The organism is Acutalibacter sp. 1XD8-33 (genome assembly GCF_003612555.1).
In the GTDB taxonomy this organism is placed as follows: Bacteria; Bacillota; Clostridia; order Oscillospirales; family Acutalibacteraceae; genus Acutalibacter.
In genome coordinates, this window is record NZ_RAZF01000024.1 from 1 (window position 1) to 17,709 (window position 17,709).

Sequence of the window (17,709 nt, forward strand, 5' to 3'; positions counted from 1 at the left end):
GATATCGCAAAGCGATTTGATTCAGAGAGCCCGAGCTATGTGATTCAAAGCTGGCTTCGCAGTAGGAATACGATCGCATTTTTAGGCCAGTGGGAAAGAGAAAATAATCCCAGCTTTGACGAGCAGGCATTTCAGCAGTTACTTGTTGATGTTCGCTCCCCATCCTATACCCTAACTCCGGTTAGATGGATCGAACGAGTGAATGCTGTTGGAATTATCTCTAGGCGAGGGAAAAACGGTGGCACTACGGCTCATCCTTTTATAGCTTGTGATTTTGCGATGTGGAATGACACTGAGTTGAGGTATGGAGTATTGAAATATTTCACCAACTCAAGAATGAAAACAACAGACGATTCTGCGATTTAGAGGTAAAAATGAAATTAGACAAAATACAAACAGCAGCATATGAGTTAATTCAATCAGATACACGATTTTTATATACATTGGTCAATACAGGTCAAAAAGCAAGCCGCATTAATAGTAATTATATAAATGATGTGCCAACCATACATCGGAGTCTTTGCTGATGGAGCAGAACAATGTTGCAAAAAGTTAGGGTTTAAAGCGCCATCATTTGATGAGCGGGAAAAAGAATATTACAGTGCGCTAAGACAAGGCCACAAACTTCTTGAGAAAACATCCGTTGAGTATGCTACCCTATTGATGGATAAATTTACTGAAAGTGAATAGACACTTACAGAAATCCAGAATTGCCAAAGTCTTATTCTATTTCAATCTATTACTACCTCTCTTTTCAGAGAACCTTGTAATCAGCGAAAACCTGTGGAATAACCATAGCGAAAAGGACCAATTGGGGTTAGTGCATATGGCAAATCTGATTGGAACAGATCAGTTTAACTTGAGCCGAACCATCGTCATGTTACTTCGGAATGCTGCAAAGAATTAAGAAAATGGATTATTCAAAACGCGGTGTAACAGATTTGTTTCAAACAATATAGGCGTGTAGTAACGTATGAATTCATATCGAAATTGCTAGATTTCTTATACTCTTAAGCAATCTTCGTGGAGTGATTGTATCAATTGCAGTAATTTTCTTTCACTCTGTTCAATCGCGTAAGAAGTCTATTACGGGGAGAGAAAAATATGTTAAATCCCGATTCTCTGACAACGTTGTTCTCAAGTAGTAGCGCTATAGCAGTATACGGTTTTTGGGGAAACTATATAGGCGGGCAAGTATTAGATCATTTATCGTCTTGACAGCGTGCCTCACAATTATGATTGTATTTATCGCAAAAGTAGCATATCTAGAAGGACTAGCGCTGCACAAGCTTTTTGGAAGGCTTGTGGAAAAGGGCTTTAAGCTGAGTGGAGAAGATACTCCTGTGAACACGAACGCCTTCAAAATGACGATACGATTATTCGGCAGATGTGTATTCTTTCCTCTCTTGTAAAATACAGTGACGCTGACAAGATTATTCTGACCTATGTTTTCATTATTCCGAACCTACACTTTGAATTCAGGCAAGCAAAGCAATGGTTTTGAATCCAGAAAAATAGCAATCTCATAAAGTTATATAAGATGGGAATGTCGGAACATGTCACGAATAATCGGAAACACATCTATTGGATGCACTCTGTTATAGCTGCTGCAGTTCGAGAACAACAAAAAGAACACCTTTATATGCTTTCTCGTCCTTTCGTTGATATTCTCTGCCAAGAATTAAATATTGGATCAGTATCCGGAAAAGAATATGAAAAAGCATATTTGATTCCGTTTTCGTGGTCAATCGCAGATATTATGGAGAATCACTGGTGTATTGAGGATGACACAGATTTTTTAACCAGCTTATTCCACATTTGTTTTTCCTGTGGTAATTATACCTTGTGTGAAAAGATCATCATGACTATTCCTATTTTGATATGTATGTGGTGTCCCCGATAAGGCCCTAGAATATAATGAAAAAGCCTATAAAATTGATGTAGAATTATTTGCAGAGCATAGTATCACAAGAATGAGGACTTTGAATACCAAAGTGCTCATCATTTGGGAACAGGGTGACTATGATAAAGCGTGCTCCACCTTGGAATACAGTATCAACACAACGGAGCAGATGGGCAACAACTACCTTGTAGATCTCTTTGATTTCTCACTCAATTATGCCAGATGTTTGCATGAAAAAGGCAGCGATACGCGTTCCAAAGAATAGTACAGTGTATCGACATATGGGCAAATATGTCTGGCGGCGATTCCAGAAACTTATGTTTAGTTTTTCAGGAATATGGTGATATCTTATTCAGCGAAATGATTCCCGGTGAGGCCTTATCAAAATGCGAAAGCGCCCTCAAGTACAATACGGAGGATTGGTACATCCAAGTTGATCTTATTGATAGCATAGCGGCATGTATGATGATGAACGGTCAAACAGATGAAAGTCTTCAGGAATTCGCATGGTTACTATGGACTCTAGCAGAGGATGACATCAAGGATGCAGAAATCAAATTCCAGCTCGGCAACAATCTTGTATGCGTACTCGATTCAGATCCTGAGGAAGAGATTGAATACAAAGAATCTCTGTTCGACCTTGTCAAAGATGATGTCACAGTTCTTTCTTATGCTATTCATTATTTTAGATGATTGGCTTCCGGATAGTGCTAAATAGAATGTGCCAGATGAGTTGTTGCCAATGGCGTATATAAGTTGCTTGCACCTGCTCTGTATCAAGTGCTTTTATCAATATATACATAGCCTTTTGAAGAATATAGGATAGGTGTACTCCTATTCTATCGGTAGTGGGTTTCTATATCACATCCTGGTGCCAGAGAATTGAGTGATTTCACATTTGAGCTGTTTTGGGGATAGTGGATTACAAGGACACTTCTCTCTATTTTTTGGATTTCATGAATGCATTTCCAAGGGGTCGAATCCAACTATCAAAAACACAAATCCATCTTTTTGTATCCACCTCACATTGAGAAACCACTTAAACGCTGAATTTGAGCGGTTTCTCATGCTTGGAGGAAGGGGGTTCCCTTATAGTTTCCCTTATTGGCTCGAAACGCTCTTGATAAAGGCATCCATACGATTGGCGCTTTCCTGTTTCATCTCTTCTGTGACATGTCCATACACATCCAAGGTAAAGGCGGCAGTGTGATGTCCCAAGTTGCTCTGCACCGTCTTAATATCGTCTCCGGCACGAAGGGTGGCCACGGCGCAATTGTGTCTTAGGTCATGCAGGCGTGCGTCGGGCAGACCAATAGACGAGACGATTTTCTTGAACCGATGATACACTTGCTGGGAGAGAGGTGGTCTCCCATTTCATTTGTAAAGACAAAGCCTGTGTCCTGCCAGAGTTCACCAGCATACTCCAGCATCTCGTTCTGACGGTATTTATGTTCTTTAAGCACGTCTACCAAAGAATTCGCAATCGCGATCGTCCGGCCTTTATTGTTCTTGAGAGAGAGAAGCCGAAACTCCCCTGGTTTTCCAGGTATGCCTTGAAACTGTTTGTTTATGAATATCTTCCTTCGGTCTAAGTCCACACAGTCCCAAGTCAAACCGCATATTTCGCCTCGCCGCATGCCGGTAAACAGCGTAGTTAAATATAATGCCTCAAACCGGTGTCCTCGTATCGCTTTCAGAAACTTACCCATATCGGACCCCTCAAGCGGGATGATCTCTTTGCGCTCGATTCTTGGTAAAGCGCACGCCTCTGTAGGGTTTGTTTGCAGATATCCAACTGAAATGGCTTGTTGGAGGGCCTTGTGTAAGATTCTGTGAATACATTTCACAGTTTTTGCGGACAGTCCCGGCGCATCATCCCCTGGATTGCTCAGACAGTTATAAAATGCCTGGATTTCTCCTATTTTTAGAGCGCCAAGAGTGATGTTCCCGAGAGCAGGCTTCAAATGGTTCAATAAATAGTAAAAAAATTTTCCAGCAGCGAATGGATTCGCCGTTGCAAATCGTATTAAGATTGAAACCGGTCAAACGGAAAACACAATCATGGAGGTATGCACGATGAAAAAACTAGTATCCGTTCTTCTGGCTACGGCTCTGGTGTTTGCAATGGGCTCTGGCAGCGCGTTTGCATCCCATCATCATTCCAGGCTGGTAAACAGCCTGTGTTCCGGAATGCTTTCCGGCTGCGTCCGACTGGAGCGGAACCGCCCGTCTTGTAACAACTGCGGCGTGAACCATTGCGGCTATGGCCGTTTCATTGACAAAGACGGTGACAGCGTCTGCGACAACTGCGGATATGTCCACTGTACCAGTAACTTTGTGGACGAGGATGGCGACGGCGTCTGCGACAACCACGGCCATGCCCACTGCGCCGGTAACTTCGCGGATGAGGATGGGGACGGCGTCTGCGACAACTGCGGATATGTCCACTGTGCCGGTAACTTTGTGGACGAGGATGGCGACGGCGTCTGCGACAACCACGGCCATGCCCACTGCGCCGGTAACTTTGCGGATGAGGATGGGGACGGCGTCTGCGACAACTGCGGATATGTCCACTGTGCCGGTAACTTTGTGGACGAGGATGGCGACGGCGTCTGCGATAACTATGGAAACGGCAATGGCTGCGGTCAGGGTTATGGCCAGAGACAGGGCCAAGGGAACCATGGCCGGGGGCATCACGGCGGCGGGCGGCATCACTGGTAATCCCCAAACATGCGGAACGAGCAGGAGGCCAGACGGGCCATGGAACAATATGCGGACACTGTCTGGCGACTGTGTCTGCTCCATGTGAAAAACCGTGCCGATGCGGAGGATGTATTTCAAACTGTGTTTTTGAAGTACACCCTCAGTTCCGTTATGTTTGAAAACGAAGAGCACGAGAAAGCCTGGTTTATTCGGGTCACTACCAATGCCTGCAAGGACTTTCTGAAAAGTTTCTTCCGTTCCCACACCATTCCCATTGACGAAATAGCCAATTTACCCGCCAATGCGATGGAAAGCTACCGGGAAGTTCTGGACGCGGTACTCTCTCTGCCCGCCAAATATCGCGATGCGGTATACCTGCATTATTATGAGGGATATACCGCGCCGGAGATCGGTCGGATTTTAAAGAAAAAGACCAATTCGGTCTATACCCTGCTCAACAGATCCAAAAAGCTGCTGGCAGAAAAGCTGGGAGGTGACGGCTATGAATAACCGGCTCGGGCAGGCTTTTGACCAGATTCACACCCCGGAGGATCTAAAAAGCCGCACGGAAGAGCTTCTTTCCCTGCGCATTTCTAAGGGCAGCGTTCCGCCCAAGAGGATCTGGCGATATGCCGCCGCTGTATTCTGCATGCTTATATTGGCGGTTGGCGCACTGGGAGGCTGGCTGTATTTTACGCCGGTATCTGCCATCAGCATTGACATCAATCCTTCTTTGGAATTAAATATCAACTGTTTTGACCAGGTGGTTTCCGTAGACGGTTTTAATGAGGAGGGCCGCGCCTTGGCGGAGTCTCTGGAATTGCGTTTCATAGACTATGCCAGCGCGATCGATCTGTTGCTGTCAGAGCAGGGCGTAGAATCCTATCTAAAGCAGGGAGAGGGGCTTTCTATCCTGGTAGTCTGCGATGATCCGGAGCGCAGCGAAAAAATGCTGGCTACGGTGGAAAATTGTACCGAAGCCCAACGGCATGTACATTGCCACAGCGAGGGCTCGGAAAATGCCGGTTCCGCCCATGCGGCCGGGCTCTCCTGCGGGAAATACAGGGCCTATCTTGAGCTATACGCTGTGGACCCCAGCATCACGCCCCAGGACGTCCAGGATTTGACTATCCGGGAAATTCGGGAATGGACATGGAAGTTGAGCGGCATCACCCAGAATTCCTCACCAGAAAATGACGAAAACACAGGCAGCGCTCCAAAGGCTGACGCTACGCCAGAGGCGACGGCCTCTTCTCCAGAGCCTTCCTCTGCCAATGGCCACAACGGCTCCGGCCAAGGTCATGGTCACGGCCATGGAAAGGGAAAGCACCGGAAGTGAGGCCCAGAGCCTGTCTTAAAACTGATTCTGGGATTTTTATAAAATGACTAAAAGTCAATATTTATCTTGCCTTTTCCACGGATACGGGTTATAATATAGAAAAACCAGTAGGAAGGCGAGCATATGGGCAGAGTGCAGGAAAAGAAGCAGCTGAAGCGCCAGGCCTTGCTGGACGCGGCCTATGAGCTGTTTCTGGAGCAGGGGCAAAGCAAAACCAGCATCGATAACATCGTCAGCCGGGCAAAGGTGGCCAAGGGCACCTTTTACCTATATTTTACGGACAAGGACGCCATATCTCAAGCTCTGATCTGGCGCATCAGCGAACGGATCTTTGACGAAGCCCTTGCCCAGGTGGAAAAACTGGGCAGCACGTCTTTTTCCGAAAAGCTATTGGCACTGGCCGACCATATGCTGGAATATCTCCGGCACAACACTTTTGTGCTTCGGCTGGTGCGTCATAATCTGAAATGGCCCCGGGTGGACGAGCTTGCAGAAAACGGCGCTCCGCCGCCGCTGCTGGCAAAGGCATTCGGGGTAATCCGTTCCTGCCCGGAACTGAGGGGTCGGGACGAGCTGGAGATCTATCAAACGATAACGGCGATGGTGAGTATGTGCGTCAGCGTCTGCTACAGCTGCGTAATCGAACAGCGCCCTACCTCTCTGGACAATATGAAGCCTGTGCTCTATGAGATTATTCGAAAAAGCCTGCAAGAATAAGAACCTGTATTCACACCCTGCAATCACCGTCTAAGCGGCCTTTTTTGGGATGCTCTGCGTTAAATTTCCTTAAAATACAGAAAGTATTCAAGAGTTGCAAGGCAGCTCTGCGAAAATTTGCCGAGGGCTTGTCTGAAAAATCGAAAAGGCCGTCTTTTCCTCTATTTTCAGACAAGCCCTCGAGCAGCCCAAAAAATTCAGAGCTCAAGAGCTCTTGCTCATCCGATAACTTCGGTTATGAATACAGGTTCTAACTTGCAGGCTGGGAGGTTCCATTATGGTAAACTACGATCTGTTGCTGAAACAGGCGGCGGCTCTTATGGAGGGCCAGGAGCACCTGATTCCTAACCTGGCCAATCTGGCCGCCCTGCTTTGGCAGGCCCTGGCGGATATCAACTGGGCTGGTTTCTATCTGACTGTTGACGGGGATCTGCTGCTGGGGCCCTTCCAGGGCAAGCCCGCCTGCGTAAAGATCCCCTGGGGCAAGGGCGTGTGCGGTTCCGCCGCTCAGCAGGCTGAAACCCTAATCGTGCCAGACGTTCACGCCTTTGCCGGGCATATTGCCTGCGACAGCGCCAGCCGCTCCGAAGTGGTGTCCCCGCTGATTGTCCGGGGAAAAGTGGCGGGCGTGCTGGACGTGGACAGCCCCCTACCCAACCGCTTTTCCCCAGAGGATGGGGAAGGCCTTGCCCGGCTGGCCCGACTGGCCGCCGAAAGCTGCCGGTGGGGGTGAATGGCGCCCGGCTCTTCCTGCGGTCCAGGCCTTGTCAGGACCGCACAGCCTCCGGGCCCGTCATGGTTCCCATAAAAACCGGAAGCATGGTTTCGGCATCCACGATCATAAAGAGGAAAGGCCGCTCCAGATACACCTGTTCGGGCTCCTCTGGCAGAGCCCTTCCGGCTTCTATCATCACCGCTGTCACCGCCCCGGCCCTGGTGCCCTGTTCGAATACCGAAATATAGGCCTTGTGAATCACCTTGCCAATATACAGGGGATCGCCGCCCGCGCAGCGGCCCATGGGCGTGAAATCCGCCATATTCGGGTCAAAGGCATCGGTAACGCCCATATTGTTCAGCATCGCGTTGAGAGAGCTCTCATATTCCATCTCAAATTTTGGAATCCGCGCCCATACCTCTTTGTCCTGGGCGTTGGTGAGTACCTGCCGCAGCCGCTGACCGGTGAGACTCTCAAGATATTCCCCCAAGGTTACGCCTTCGTCTGGCAGCAGCGCCGCGAAGGCGTACTTTTTATCCGCGTAATACTTCAGGAAGCCTCTGGCGTTTTCATCCCTCAGAAAGGCCTGCTCTGTGGAGGACATCATGTCTACAGTGAGCTCCACAGCGTCCTCCTGGGTGAAGATCCGTTTCTGCACCGAGCCCTCTTCGTAAGGATCCTGCCATTCGGCCTCAAAAGCCAGGGCGTTTATCAAAACCATCATCAGCTCCGGGTCGATCTCGTCCAAAATGGAGGGAATCATCTCATGGGTGTGCTCCTTTACCCAGCCGTTGATCTCCTCCAGGGTGTCCCCGTCAAAGGGCTTTCGGTACACATCCGCGCCGAAATAGTCCGCGTTGACCTGGAGGAAATCCCGCTCCACTTCCACTTCGCCCTCCCGAACCCATAGGGAATTGGCCTGATGCAGGCTATACTTCTCTCCACTAGGCAGAGAGCTGTTATAGGCAGCCAGATACCGGCTGAGTTCCCCGGCAGGCAGGCCGAAAGCCTCCTCCATCTGGGCCAGGGTCTCGTTCCCCGCGCCGTTGGCGGTCATGGCAAGGGCGCTGAGCACCGACTGAGGGGAAAGGAGCACGCCCTCCTCCGGCCTGTCCGCGCGGGCCTGTTTCAGTAGTTCCAGACCGAAATCTGTATAGGCCTGCGCCCCGGTGCCCTTCAGGTCTATTTTTTCTGTAGCGCGAGCCTTGGGCTGAATGCCAACCATCAGATCTCCGCCCGCGGTGGAGGCCGGTTCCGCGCCGGAACACCCAGAAAATCCAAATGTAGCGGCCAAGGCCAGACAGAGGAGCGATCTCCGCAGCTTTTTTCTCATTTTCGCCGATTTCATCGTCATAGCTCCTTTCAAGGGTTTCTACTTAGGATAGTCGTTTTTCAAAGAAAAAAGTTACGCTTTTAGAAAAAATTTTTTCCGCCCCTCTCTATAGGTATTTTGTATAGTTTTTGAGAATGTGTTTTGGCCTCCGGCAGGGAGAGGCTTCGCCCCCTCCACCCCTACCACCTTTTGAAAAAGGTGGACGAAAACTTTACCCTGGCTAGCTGTGTGGGATAAATCCTGACATGTTGCGCGGTCAAGGGGCGGGGAAAATCGCCAGTGGCGATTGTTCTGGACCGAGCCGGCAGGCGGGACAGGCCCCTTGCGAGGTGTGGAGCAGAGCTCCACAACCTTGCCGTAGTGCGAAGCACGAAGGCCACATAGTATTGCTCTCAAAACCTATACTTTACAAAACTTTAGAACTTGTACCGAGCAGTCACTTCCCAGCTGAATTTGCCGGAAAGGGGGATACAAACGCCTATAGGTACGGCTTCTTATATTCCGAGAAGCCCTTTCAGCCAGTTGGCCAGCGCGTCCGCCCCGTATACCGCCAGCATGATCAGCACGAGAAAAGCGGCCGCCGACAGCACCTCCGCCGCGATTCTCTTGGCGCTAGGGGGCGTTTCTTCCCCAGCGTCCTCCTCTACATCCTCCTCCCGCTTCCTATCCGCTTTGGCGGCCAGCTCCCCTGCCTTGTCCCAGTCCGCATACCGCACATAGACATTCTGATCGGTTGGCATGGAGTCTCCATCAAAATTGAAATAGCTCTGCCCGGCATTGGCGTCCTGGGTTTCATATTCGATTTCTCCCGCGCTCAGGGCCTCCCCCAGGCGTTGGGCTCCATACAGGTCCGTCTTTTGCAGCAGGACAAAATCCCTTCCAGCCACCGGACGCAATTTCCCGCTGCGGCAGGCGGGGCATCTCTTTCTGCCCTCCTCGCAAATCCGGCGGCATTGCGCGCAATATAGCACGGTTCTCCCCCTCCCTGTTTAAATCAGCTCCTGGCCGTTAATCGCCAGCTTGAATTCCAAGCCCAATTTTTCCGCCGCTTTCCGGCAGAGAATCATCCGGGCCATAAAAATCTCGAAATATTCCATCACAGAGCTGAAGCTGGGATCCACCTCCAGACTGAGCCAAATGGCTGCCTGCTCCTTGTGAATTTTCAGCTCTGAGCTGGTAACAGAGTAATTCACCCGGTCGTGGATGTCAAAGCTATGAGGGTCCTTGCCGCGAACCCGGGTGCGGCGCACATCGGATTTGTCCGCTAGAATCAAAGCGGCGGCCTCGGCGCTTACTGGCACACCAGTACCCTCGTCGTGGTTGCCGATAGCCGTGGCGACCATGGCGATCTCCTCTGGAGGAAAGCCCATATTGTCCAGCAGGCGGAAAGCCATCACTGCGCCGCTCTGGCTGTGGTCCACCCGATTTACCAGATTGCCGATGTCGTGGAGGTATCCCGCGATTTTCGCCAGCTCTACCTGTCGGGGCGGATATCCCAGCTCCTGAAGAATCCGTCCCGCTGTCTCTGACACCCGGCCCACATGGGCGAAGCTGTGCTCTGTAAAGCCCAAAGCCGCCATGGAGGCATCCGCCTGGGCAATGTAGGTTTTGATGGCCGGGTCCTTCTTGATCTGCTCGTAGCTCGTCATAGCCGTCTCCTATTCATTTTTTTCAAAAATATCAATCTCTTTGAACGGCGGGGGCAGGAATGTTCCTGCCCCCGCCGTTTCCTATAGGATATTCTCAATACAAATGATAAATCCGAACACATTCCCCACCTGGAGGATTGCGTTCGGATTATCATGAGATGGTCCGAGTGGCGAGACTTGAACTCACGGCCTCTTGACCCCCAGTCAAGCGCGCTACCAACTGCGCCACACCCGGACAACGTATATATTATAGCGGATCTTTCTGTAAAATGCAACCCCTTTTTTTAATATTTTTTTAGAAAATTCTGAAAAAATATTTCAAAAAATATTTGCTTTTTTAGCGTATATGAGATATAATGAACCCAAGTTATCTATAATTGGAGTTTTCCTCAACCGTAAAATAACTGGTTTTGCGGGAATACCGGGAATCCCCAATTTGGATTTATAGTCTGAAACCAAGGATTTCCCTAGAAAAAAGGAGTGTGCTCTCAAAATGAAAGTAGCTGTCATCGGCTGCGGCACCATCGCCAACGCGGCCCATATCCCGTCCTATATGAACAACCCCGAGGCGGAAATCAAGTATTTCTGCGATATCATCCTCGAGAGGGCCGTCACCGCCGTCAATAAATATGGCTGCGGGACCCCGGTGGAGGATTACCACGACGTGCTCAACGACCCCGAGGTCCAGGCGGTCTCCGTGTGTACCCCGAATAACGTCCACGCGCAGATCGCCATCGACGCCCTGCGCGCCGGGAAGGACGTGCTCTGCGAGAAGCCCGCCGCCCGCACCTACGCCGAGGCCCTGGAGATGCAGAAGGCCCAGCACGAGACTGGCCGGGTGCTGAACATCGGCGTGGTGAACCGCTTCAACGACAGCGTGAACCGCATCAAACAGTATATCGACGCGGGCAAGCTGGGGAACATCCACCATGTATACGCCAGCTTCCGGGCCCACCGGTCTATTCCCGGCCTGGGCGGGGCTTTTACCACCAAGGCCATCGCCGGCGGCGGCGCGCTCATCGACTGGGGCGTCCACTACCTGGACATTGTCATGTACTGCTGCGGAGACCCCAAGGTGAAAACCGTCACCGGCGAGACCTTCTGCAAGCTGGGCAAGGACATGAAAAACTACACCTACGTGGACATGTGGGCCGAGGCCAGCAGCAATAAGGAGAGCGGTGTCTACGACGTGGACGACTCCGTCACCGGCATGATCCGTACCTCCGGCCCGGTGATTACCCTGAACGGCGCCTGGGCCCAGAACATCGGCGAGAGCGAGACCTATATCGACTTTATGGGCGACAAGGGTGGCATCCGCCTGCGCTACGGTGCGGACTTCACCTATTATACTGCAGAGAACGGCGCGTTGGTGAGCACCACGCCCCAGTTCAAAATGCGGGACCATTTCCAGAACGAGATCGATGCCTTTGTGGACTGCGTTAAGACCGGCAAAAAGCTGCCCTCCCATATTGACACGGTGATTATTACTGCCGAGATGATGCAGGCCATTTACGACTCCGCCGAGCAGCACAAAGAGATCCAGCTGGCGTAAGGGCCGGGGGAGAGAGCCATGGCAAAAAGCGACAACGCCCACGCCCTGCGGTTCTATGAGAGCCTCTCCCAGCTGAGCGAAGAGGCGGCCATAGCGTTCGCGGAGGAGCATCCTCTTTCCAAGTCGGCGGACTATGAGAAGAAATTCCGCTGGGCGCGGGAGCAGTGCCGGTTTCTTGAGGAGCGTTTTTCGGCGGAGGAAATTGCCGCCGTGCGGGCCGGATGCCATTGCGAGGCTGGGAGCGCCCTGGCGAAGCGAATGAAGGGCTATCTGAAAGCTGCGGCTGACCTTGCCGGCTTTGCCGCTCTGTTTAATGAAAAGGAGAAGTATGTCACTCTGGAGGCTGTGCCCGGCGGGCTGCTGCTGATCTATCCCCAGTGCTATTGCTCCTGCGTCAAGCGGATGGCGGAGCCCGTCTCCCGCACTTGGTGCCTGTGTACCCTGGGCCATGTTAAGAGTCTGTTTTTCCAGGTTCTTGGCCGGGAGGTGGAGGCAGAGCTGCTGGAGACAATAAAGACCGGCGGGGAACGCTGCGCGGTTAAAGTGAATCTATAAGAACCTGTACCCACAACCTGCAATCACCGTCTGAGCGGCCTTTTTCGAGCTGTCCGGCCTTAAATTTCCTCGAAATAAAACAATTGATTTCTAAGAGCTGCCTGCAGCTCTGCAAATTTGCTTTGAGCAACCCGAAAAATTCAGAGCTCAAGAGCTTTTGCTCATCCGGTAACTTCGGTTATGAATACAGGTTCTAAAAAAGGAGAGATTGTGATGTATCCATTTTCGATAGGTGTGCTGCTGGAATCTTTCAAGCTGAATACCTTGGCTGCCCTGGACAAGGCGAAGGAGCTGGGCATGTCCGGGGTGCAGATCCGGGTAACGGACGGGGAGCTGACTCCGGAGAATTTGACCCCGGAGAGGCGCCGGGAACTTTTGAAGGCCGTGAAGGACCGGGGGCTTACTGTTTCCGCCCTGTGCGGAGATCTGGGCCAGGGCTTTGGGGACCCCGGGAAGAATCCTGGGCTCATTGAGCGCTCTAAGCGGATCCTGGATCTGGCCAAAGAGCTGGAAACCGATGTGGTGACCACCCATATCGGCGTGGTGCCAGGCGAGAAGAGCCATTCTCGCTACGCCGTGATGCAGGAGGCCTGCGGGGAGCTGGCGGCTTACGCGGATCAGATGAAAGCCCATTTTGCCATTGAGACCGGTCCGGAAACCGCTGAAACCCTTAAGGGCTTTTTGGACGGGCTCCACTCCACCGGCGTGGCCGTAAACCTGGACCCGGCTAATTTTGTCATGGTGACGGGGGATGATCCGGTACAGGCCGTATATACCTTGAAAGACTATATTGTCCACACCCACGCCAAGGACGGCCGCAGGCTGCGGTATGTAGAACCGGAGATCGTCTACGGTCTGGCCGAGGAGGAGATGCTGGGCAGCAGCTCCTTCATCGAGCTGCCCTTGGGCGAGGGAGACGTGGACTTTCCGGGCTATCTGAAAGCCTTGGATGAGATTGGCTACAAGGGATTTCTCACCATCGAACGGGAGGTAGGGGATGATCCCGCTAAGGATATCGCTGCGGCGGTGCGGTTCCTGAAGGAAAGGATCTGAATTAAGAAGCTGTACCGACAGGATTTGCGTTAACTATAGGTTTTGAGAGTGTGTTTTGGCCTCCGGCAGGGAGGGGCTTCGCCCCCTCCACCCCTACCACCTTTTGAAAAAGGTGGACGAAAACTTTACCCTGGCTAGCTGTGTGGGATGAATCCTGACATGTCGCGCGGTCAAGGGGTGGGGAAAATCGCCAGTGGCGATTGCTCTGACCCGACCGAACCGGCAGGCGAGACAGGCCCCTGGCGTGGTGTGGAGCAGAGCTCCACGACCTTGCCGTAGTGCGAAGCACGAAGGCCACACAGTATTGCTCTCAAAAACTATACGATTTTCGAGCAAATGCAATGGGGAGAAGCAATCTGGCGACTGGCAAGCTTTCACAACGCCACTCCCCGGCTGAATTTGCCGGAAAGAGGAATGCAAACGCCTATTGGTACGGCTTCTAAGAATTGGGGAGTTTTGAATCTGGATTCATAACCGAAAAGGTGGGATGAGAGAGGGCTTTTTGTGCCGGTCAAGGCGAATTTGCGGATTTAACGAGGAACGGCGCAAAAAGGCCGCTTAGGCGGCGTTTGCAGGTTGTGAATACAGGTTCTTAAGGGAATGTTTCCGGAAAAGAGGAACATTCCCTCTTTTTTTGCCGAAATGGGTTGTAAAACCAGGCGAAGGGTGGTATAGTAAATTCAACGGCATAGCGGCCCTTGAAATTCAGGAAGCACCCGGGTTTCAGGGGCGTTTGCGGTTTGTTCTGGACTTATGAACTTGGAGGGAAGCGAAATGGAAGAAAGCAGCCATAAGCCCGCCTTTTCGGGGTCAATCCGGGAAGGCCTGAAGAAATTTCTCATTATCAATGTTGGAGTTCTATTGATTTCGGTGGGAGTTTACTTCTTTAAATTTCCCAATAATTTCACCACCGGCGGGGTCAGCGGCCTGGCCATTATTCTGGGCCGGTTGGTACCGGTTCCGTGGCTTTCTCCCGCGGTGATGATGGGCGCTATCAATATGATCCTCTTGGTAATCGGTTTTATCTTTTTGGGCAAGGGTTTTGGCTTCTGGACCGCCTACTGCAGCCTGATGTATTCCTTTGAAACCTGGGTGATGGAGGTCCTGTACCCTATGGACGGGCCTTTTACAGATCAGCCTCTTTTGGAGCTGTGTTTTGCCATCATGCTGCCGGCGGTGGGGTCCGCGCTTCTGTTCAACTACAACGCCTCCAGCGGGGGCACGGATGTGATTGCCATGCTGCTGAAGAAGTACACGGCTCTTTCCGATATCGGCAAGGCGCTTTTCGCCAGCGACAGCCTGATTGCGCTGTCCTCCTGCTGGATTTTCGGGATACAGACAGGCCTGTTCTCTATTCTGGGATTGTTTCTCAAGGCTTTTGTGGTGGATTCCGTGGTGGAGAGCATCAACCTGTGCAAGTTCTTTTCTATTGTTACCACCAAGCCTCAGAAAATTTGCGACTATATCATAAAGGACCTGAACCGAAGCTCTACGGTGGTGGACGCCATGGGGGCTTATTCTCACCTGGGCTGCAAGGTGGTGCTTATTGCGTGCCGCCGGGGAGAGGCCGTCCACCTGCGCCAGCGCTGTAAGCAGATCGATCCCCAATGTTTTATGTTTATTACCAATACCAGCGAAATTATTGGCAAAGGATTTCGCTCCATATAGGCTGGAAAAGGAGGAATCTGGATGGAAGCACAGCCCAAAGAGGAGTTTGTGGAGATTTTTCAAAAACAGATCACCCGGGAGGGCAGCGAGCGGCTGCTGAACTGGCTTTCTGGTACGGATTTTTTTACTGCCCCTGCCAGCACAAAATTTCACTGTGCCCAGGAGGGCGGCCTTGTCAGGCATAGCGTGAACGTGTATAAAACCCTGCGGGAGAGGTACTATGAAGAGGGGGACAGCGAGGAGAGCTTTGCCCTGTGCGGCCTGCTTCATGACGTATGCAAGGCACAGTTCTACAAGACGTCTACCCGAAACGTGAAGAACGATGAGACAGGCCAGTGGGAGAAAAAGCCCTTCTACACAGTGGAAGACGCCTTTCCCTATGGTCACGGGGAGAAGTCAGTGTATTTAATCGAGCGTTTCGTGCGGCTGAAGCCGGCCGAGGCGGTGGCGATCCGCTGGCATATGGGGGGCTTCGACGAGGCGGCCAAGGGCGGCAGCTTTGCCATCAGTCTGGCTTATGACAAGTATCCCCTGGCGGTAAAGCTGCATCTGGCAGATCTGGAGGCAACTTACCTGCGGGAGCATGGCACCTCGGAGGCCAGATAGCGCCGGCAGGACTTTATCCTACATATTGATTCTGGAAGGAGGCGCGCCATGGATGCCATAGCGGCCTATGATCTGACAAAAATCTACGGGGGAAAAGCCGCCCTGCAAGGCGTCAATCTGCAAGTGACGGAGGGCGGGGCCATGGCTTGCGTTGGCTTAGAGGGCGCGGGAAAAACCACGCTGGTGCGGTTGATGGCCGGGCTGGGAAGGCCTACTTCCGGAGAGTGTAGTGTGCTGGGGCTCTCGCCTGGGTTTGAGTCCGCGCGCCTGCATGGCATGACCGGCACTGTATTACAGAGCGCCAGGCTTTACGCCTGTATGAGCTTATGGGAAAATCTAAGGTTTTTTGCCGGGGTGAACTATGTGCCCAAGGATCAGGCCATTGAGCGGATTTCTTTTTTGCTGCACCGGCTGAATATTTGGGACGAGCGGGACAGGACCCCCGACCAGCTGTCCACGGGCGTGCTTACCCGGGCGGGACTGGCCAGGGCGCTCCTGCACCGGCCCCGTGTGGTCTTGATGGACGAGCAGGGCGCAGGTATGGACAGAGAGTCTGCCGAGATGGTTCGGGAGCTTTTGGGATATGCTTTGCGGGAAGAGGGAATCACCCTTTTGCTGTGTTCCCAGCATATGAACTATGCCCAGAGCATATGCGGCAGCTTTGGCCTTTTGCATAACGGAATCCTGCTGGCCCGGGGCACGGTGGAATCTCTCCGCGCGGGGGGCGGGGTGCGCCTGAAGGCCGCTCTGCGTCTGGCGGATGGACGGGAAGGACCCCAGGGATTTCGCCTGGAAGAGGGCTTTTGGCAGAAAGAGATTTCTTCAGAGGACGAGATGCCCCAGCTGATCGCCCAAGCGGTAGGCAGCGGGACAAGCCTTTATGAAGCCGTGGTAATCCGGCCCACGCTGGAAGAAATTTATAGGGCTTATCTGGCGGGGGGCAGAAGAAGGGAGGAGTTTTTCCATGGGGAGACAGGAACCGGGCCGCAGGCCTAGCCACGCCCAAAAAAGGCCTGGCCAAAAGCAGGGCCGCCAGCCCCCCCAGAAGCGGGGGCTGAGCAGGCTTTTTTCTTCGGCGGAAATGCTTTTGGTAAAAAAAGACATGGCGGGCATTTGGGCCAGAAGCAGCCAGCGCGCTCTGCTGATGCTGCTGCCCGTTACGCTGGTGGTAGTGATCCCCGCGGTTTATTTTGTGGCGATTTCTCTGCTGCCTGCGGAACCCGGCGCGCAGCTGCCAGAAGCCATTGTGGCGCTGCTGTCCGGCACTGCGGAAAAGCTGGACTATCGTCAGGGCTGGCTGATTGCTTTTACGGATCTGCTGTGCCCGCTGCTGTTCCTCTGCGTGCCCATCCTCACAGCGGCGGCTTCCGCCAGTTATGCCTTTGTGACAGAGCGGGAGGGCGGTACGCTGGAAACCCTTTTGCTTACCACCATGGACGTAAAGAATGTTTTTAACGCGAAAGTCACAAACTGCACGATTCTGTCGGTGGTGATTTCCGGCGCTGCTTTTGTGGCTTTTGCCATCACGGCCATTATCGCGGAGGTCTTTGCGGGGGTGCGCCCCTTTTTCAGCTGGGACTGGCTGGTAATTCTGGTAATGCTTACGCCGGTGCTGTCTCTGTTTTCCGTGGTATTTGTGGCGATGATTATCACCCGGGTACACAGCACGGGCGAGTCGCTGCAAACCATGGGTTATCTGATTCTGCCGGTGGCGGCGGCATATCTGGCCCAGTTTACGGGGATTTTTCGGCTGAATTTCTGGATTTTAGGCTTGGCTGCTCTGGTGCTGGGGGCGGCGGCCGTGGTGCTTTTTAACATGGCTTCCCGAGGATTCACTGCGGAAAAGCTGCTGGCAGATGAAGAAAGAGAGGCAGGATAGAAGCGAAACTTATAGGGGAGAGGAGTTGTTTATATCA

At 52.1% G+C, this 17,709-nt stretch carries 17 protein-coding genes, 1 tRNA gene and 1 pseudogene; 14 read left to right on the forward strand and 5 right to left on the reverse strand.

The window, feature by feature from the left end:
* Positions 1-366: KilA-N domain-containing protein (locus D7X94_RS13200; protein WP_199715117.1), on the forward strand; the 366-nt coding region annotated here is incomplete at its 5' end.
* A 1,828-nt stretch (positions 367-2,194) separates the two neighbouring features.
* Positions 2,195-2,596 carry a hypothetical protein gene (locus tag D7X94_RS13210; protein WP_120428144.1) on the forward strand — a complete coding sequence of 134 codons (402 nt, stop codon included), beginning with the start codon at positions 2,195-2,197 and terminating at the stop codon, positions 2,594-2,596.
* Between the two features lie 408 nt (positions 2,597-3,004).
* Here D7X94_RS13210 and D7X94_RS19675 read toward each other — a convergent pair.
* Positions 3,005-3,612, reverse strand: a pseudogene (locus D7X94_RS19675) (site-specific integrase).
* Between the two features lie 367 nt (positions 3,613-3,979).
* Between D7X94_RS19675 and D7X94_RS13220 the strand changes: the two are divergent.
* The 5 genes from D7X94_RS13220 to D7X94_RS13240 all read left to right on the forward strand — a co-directional run bounded on the left by D7X94_RS13220 (position 3,980) and on the right by D7X94_RS13240 (position 7,395).
* Positions 3,980-4,624, forward strand: a complete 645-nt coding sequence (locus D7X94_RS13220) for a hypothetical protein (RefSeq protein WP_120428145.1) — start codon at positions 3,980-3,982, stop codon at positions 4,622-4,624.
* A 39-nt stretch (positions 4,625-4,663) separates the two neighbouring features.
* Positions 4,664-5,116, forward strand: a complete 453-nt coding sequence (locus D7X94_RS13225) for an RNA polymerase sigma factor (RefSeq protein ID WP_442857912.1) — start codon at positions 4,664-4,666, stop codon at positions 5,114-5,116.
* Positions 5,109-5,945: an anti-sigma-I factor RsgI family protein gene (locus D7X94_RS13230; RefSeq protein WP_120428147.1), complete on the forward strand. Its 837-nt coding sequence runs from the start codon at positions 5,109-5,111 to the stop codon at positions 5,943-5,945. The genes D7X94_RS13225 and D7X94_RS13230 overlap by 8 nt, the downstream gene beginning before the upstream one ends.
* A gap of 123 nt (positions 5,946-6,068) precedes the next feature.
* Positions 6,069-6,662: a TetR/AcrR family transcriptional regulator gene (locus tag D7X94_RS13235; RefSeq protein ID WP_120428148.1), complete on the forward strand. Its 594-nt coding sequence runs from the start codon at positions 6,069-6,071 to the stop codon at positions 6,660-6,662.
* Positions 6,663-6,939: 277 nt separating this feature from the next.
* Positions 6,940-7,395, forward strand: a complete 456-nt coding sequence (locus tag D7X94_RS13240; RefSeq protein WP_120428149.1) for a GAF domain-containing protein — start codon at positions 6,940-6,942, stop codon at positions 7,393-7,395.
* Between the two features lie 34 nt (positions 7,396-7,429).
* On the opposite strand, the gene D7X94_RS13245 is transcribed toward D7X94_RS13240, so the two are convergent.
* The 4 genes from D7X94_RS13245 to D7X94_RS13260 all read right to left on the reverse strand — a co-directional run bounded on the left by D7X94_RS13245 (position 7,430) and on the right by D7X94_RS13260 (position 10,594).
* Complete coding sequence (locus D7X94_RS13245) at positions 7,430-8,725, reverse strand: serpin family protein (protein ID WP_158591024.1); 1,296 nt, start codon at positions 8,723-8,725, stop codon at positions 7,430-7,432.
* A gap of 479 nt (positions 8,726-9,204) precedes the next feature.
* The gene (locus D7X94_RS13250) at positions 9,205-9,681 is read right to left on the reverse strand and encodes a hypothetical protein (protein ID WP_120428151.1); all 477 of its coding nucleotides are present in this window, start codon (positions 9,679-9,681) and stop codon (positions 9,205-9,207) included.
* An 18-nt stretch (positions 9,682-9,699) separates the two neighbouring features.
* Positions 9,700-10,359 (reverse strand): HD domain-containing protein, encoded by a 660-nt coding sequence (locus D7X94_RS13255; protein ID WP_120428152.1) that lies wholly within the window; start codon positions 10,357-10,359, stop codon positions 9,700-9,702.
* Between the two features lie 159 nt (positions 10,360-10,518).
* Positions 10,519-10,594: transfer RNA gene (locus D7X94_RS13260), tRNA-Pro, on the reverse strand.
* A 258-nt stretch (positions 10,595-10,852) separates the two neighbouring features.
* Between D7X94_RS13260 and D7X94_RS13265 the strand changes: the two genes are divergently transcribed.
* From D7X94_RS13265 to D7X94_RS13295, 7 genes are all read left to right on the forward strand, one after another.
* Positions 10,853-11,911, forward strand: coding sequence for a Gfo/Idh/MocA family protein (locus D7X94_RS13265; protein WP_120428153.1), 1,059 nt, complete (start codon positions 10,853-10,855; stop codon positions 11,909-11,911).
* Between the two features lie 18 nt (positions 11,912-11,929).
* Positions 11,930-12,466, forward strand: a complete 537-nt coding sequence (locus D7X94_RS13270; RefSeq protein WP_120428154.1) for a DUF6144 family protein — start codon at positions 11,930-11,932, stop codon at positions 12,464-12,466.
* A gap of 213 nt (positions 12,467-12,679) precedes the next feature.
* Positions 12,680-13,519, forward strand: coding sequence for a sugar phosphate isomerase/epimerase family protein (locus D7X94_RS13275; protein ID WP_120428155.1), 840 nt, complete (start codon positions 12,680-12,682; stop codon positions 13,517-13,519).
* 774 nt (positions 13,520-14,293) lie between these two features.
* Entirely contained in the window at positions 14,294-15,187 is an 894-nt protein-coding gene (locus tag D7X94_RS13280) for a YitT family protein (RefSeq protein WP_120428156.1), read from the forward strand.
* Between the two features lie 21 nt (positions 15,188-15,208).
* The gene (locus D7X94_RS13285) at positions 15,209-15,793 is read left to right on the forward strand and encodes an HD domain-containing protein (RefSeq protein WP_120428157.1); all 585 of its coding nucleotides are present in this window, start codon (positions 15,209-15,211) and stop codon (positions 15,791-15,793) included.
* A 48-nt stretch (positions 15,794-15,841) separates the two neighbouring features.
* The gene (locus D7X94_RS13290) at positions 15,842-16,789 is read left to right on the forward strand and encodes an ABC transporter ATP-binding protein (protein ID WP_120428158.1); all 948 of its coding nucleotides are present in this window, start codon (positions 15,842-15,844) and stop codon (positions 16,787-16,789) included.
* A complete protein-coding gene (locus D7X94_RS13295) occupies positions 16,758-17,672 on the forward strand; it encodes a hypothetical protein (RefSeq protein WP_120428159.1) in 915 nt (304 codons plus the stop codon). The genes D7X94_RS13290 and D7X94_RS13295 overlap by 32 nt, the downstream gene beginning before the upstream one ends.
* The last annotated feature ends 37 nt before the right edge of the window (positions 17,673-17,709 follow it).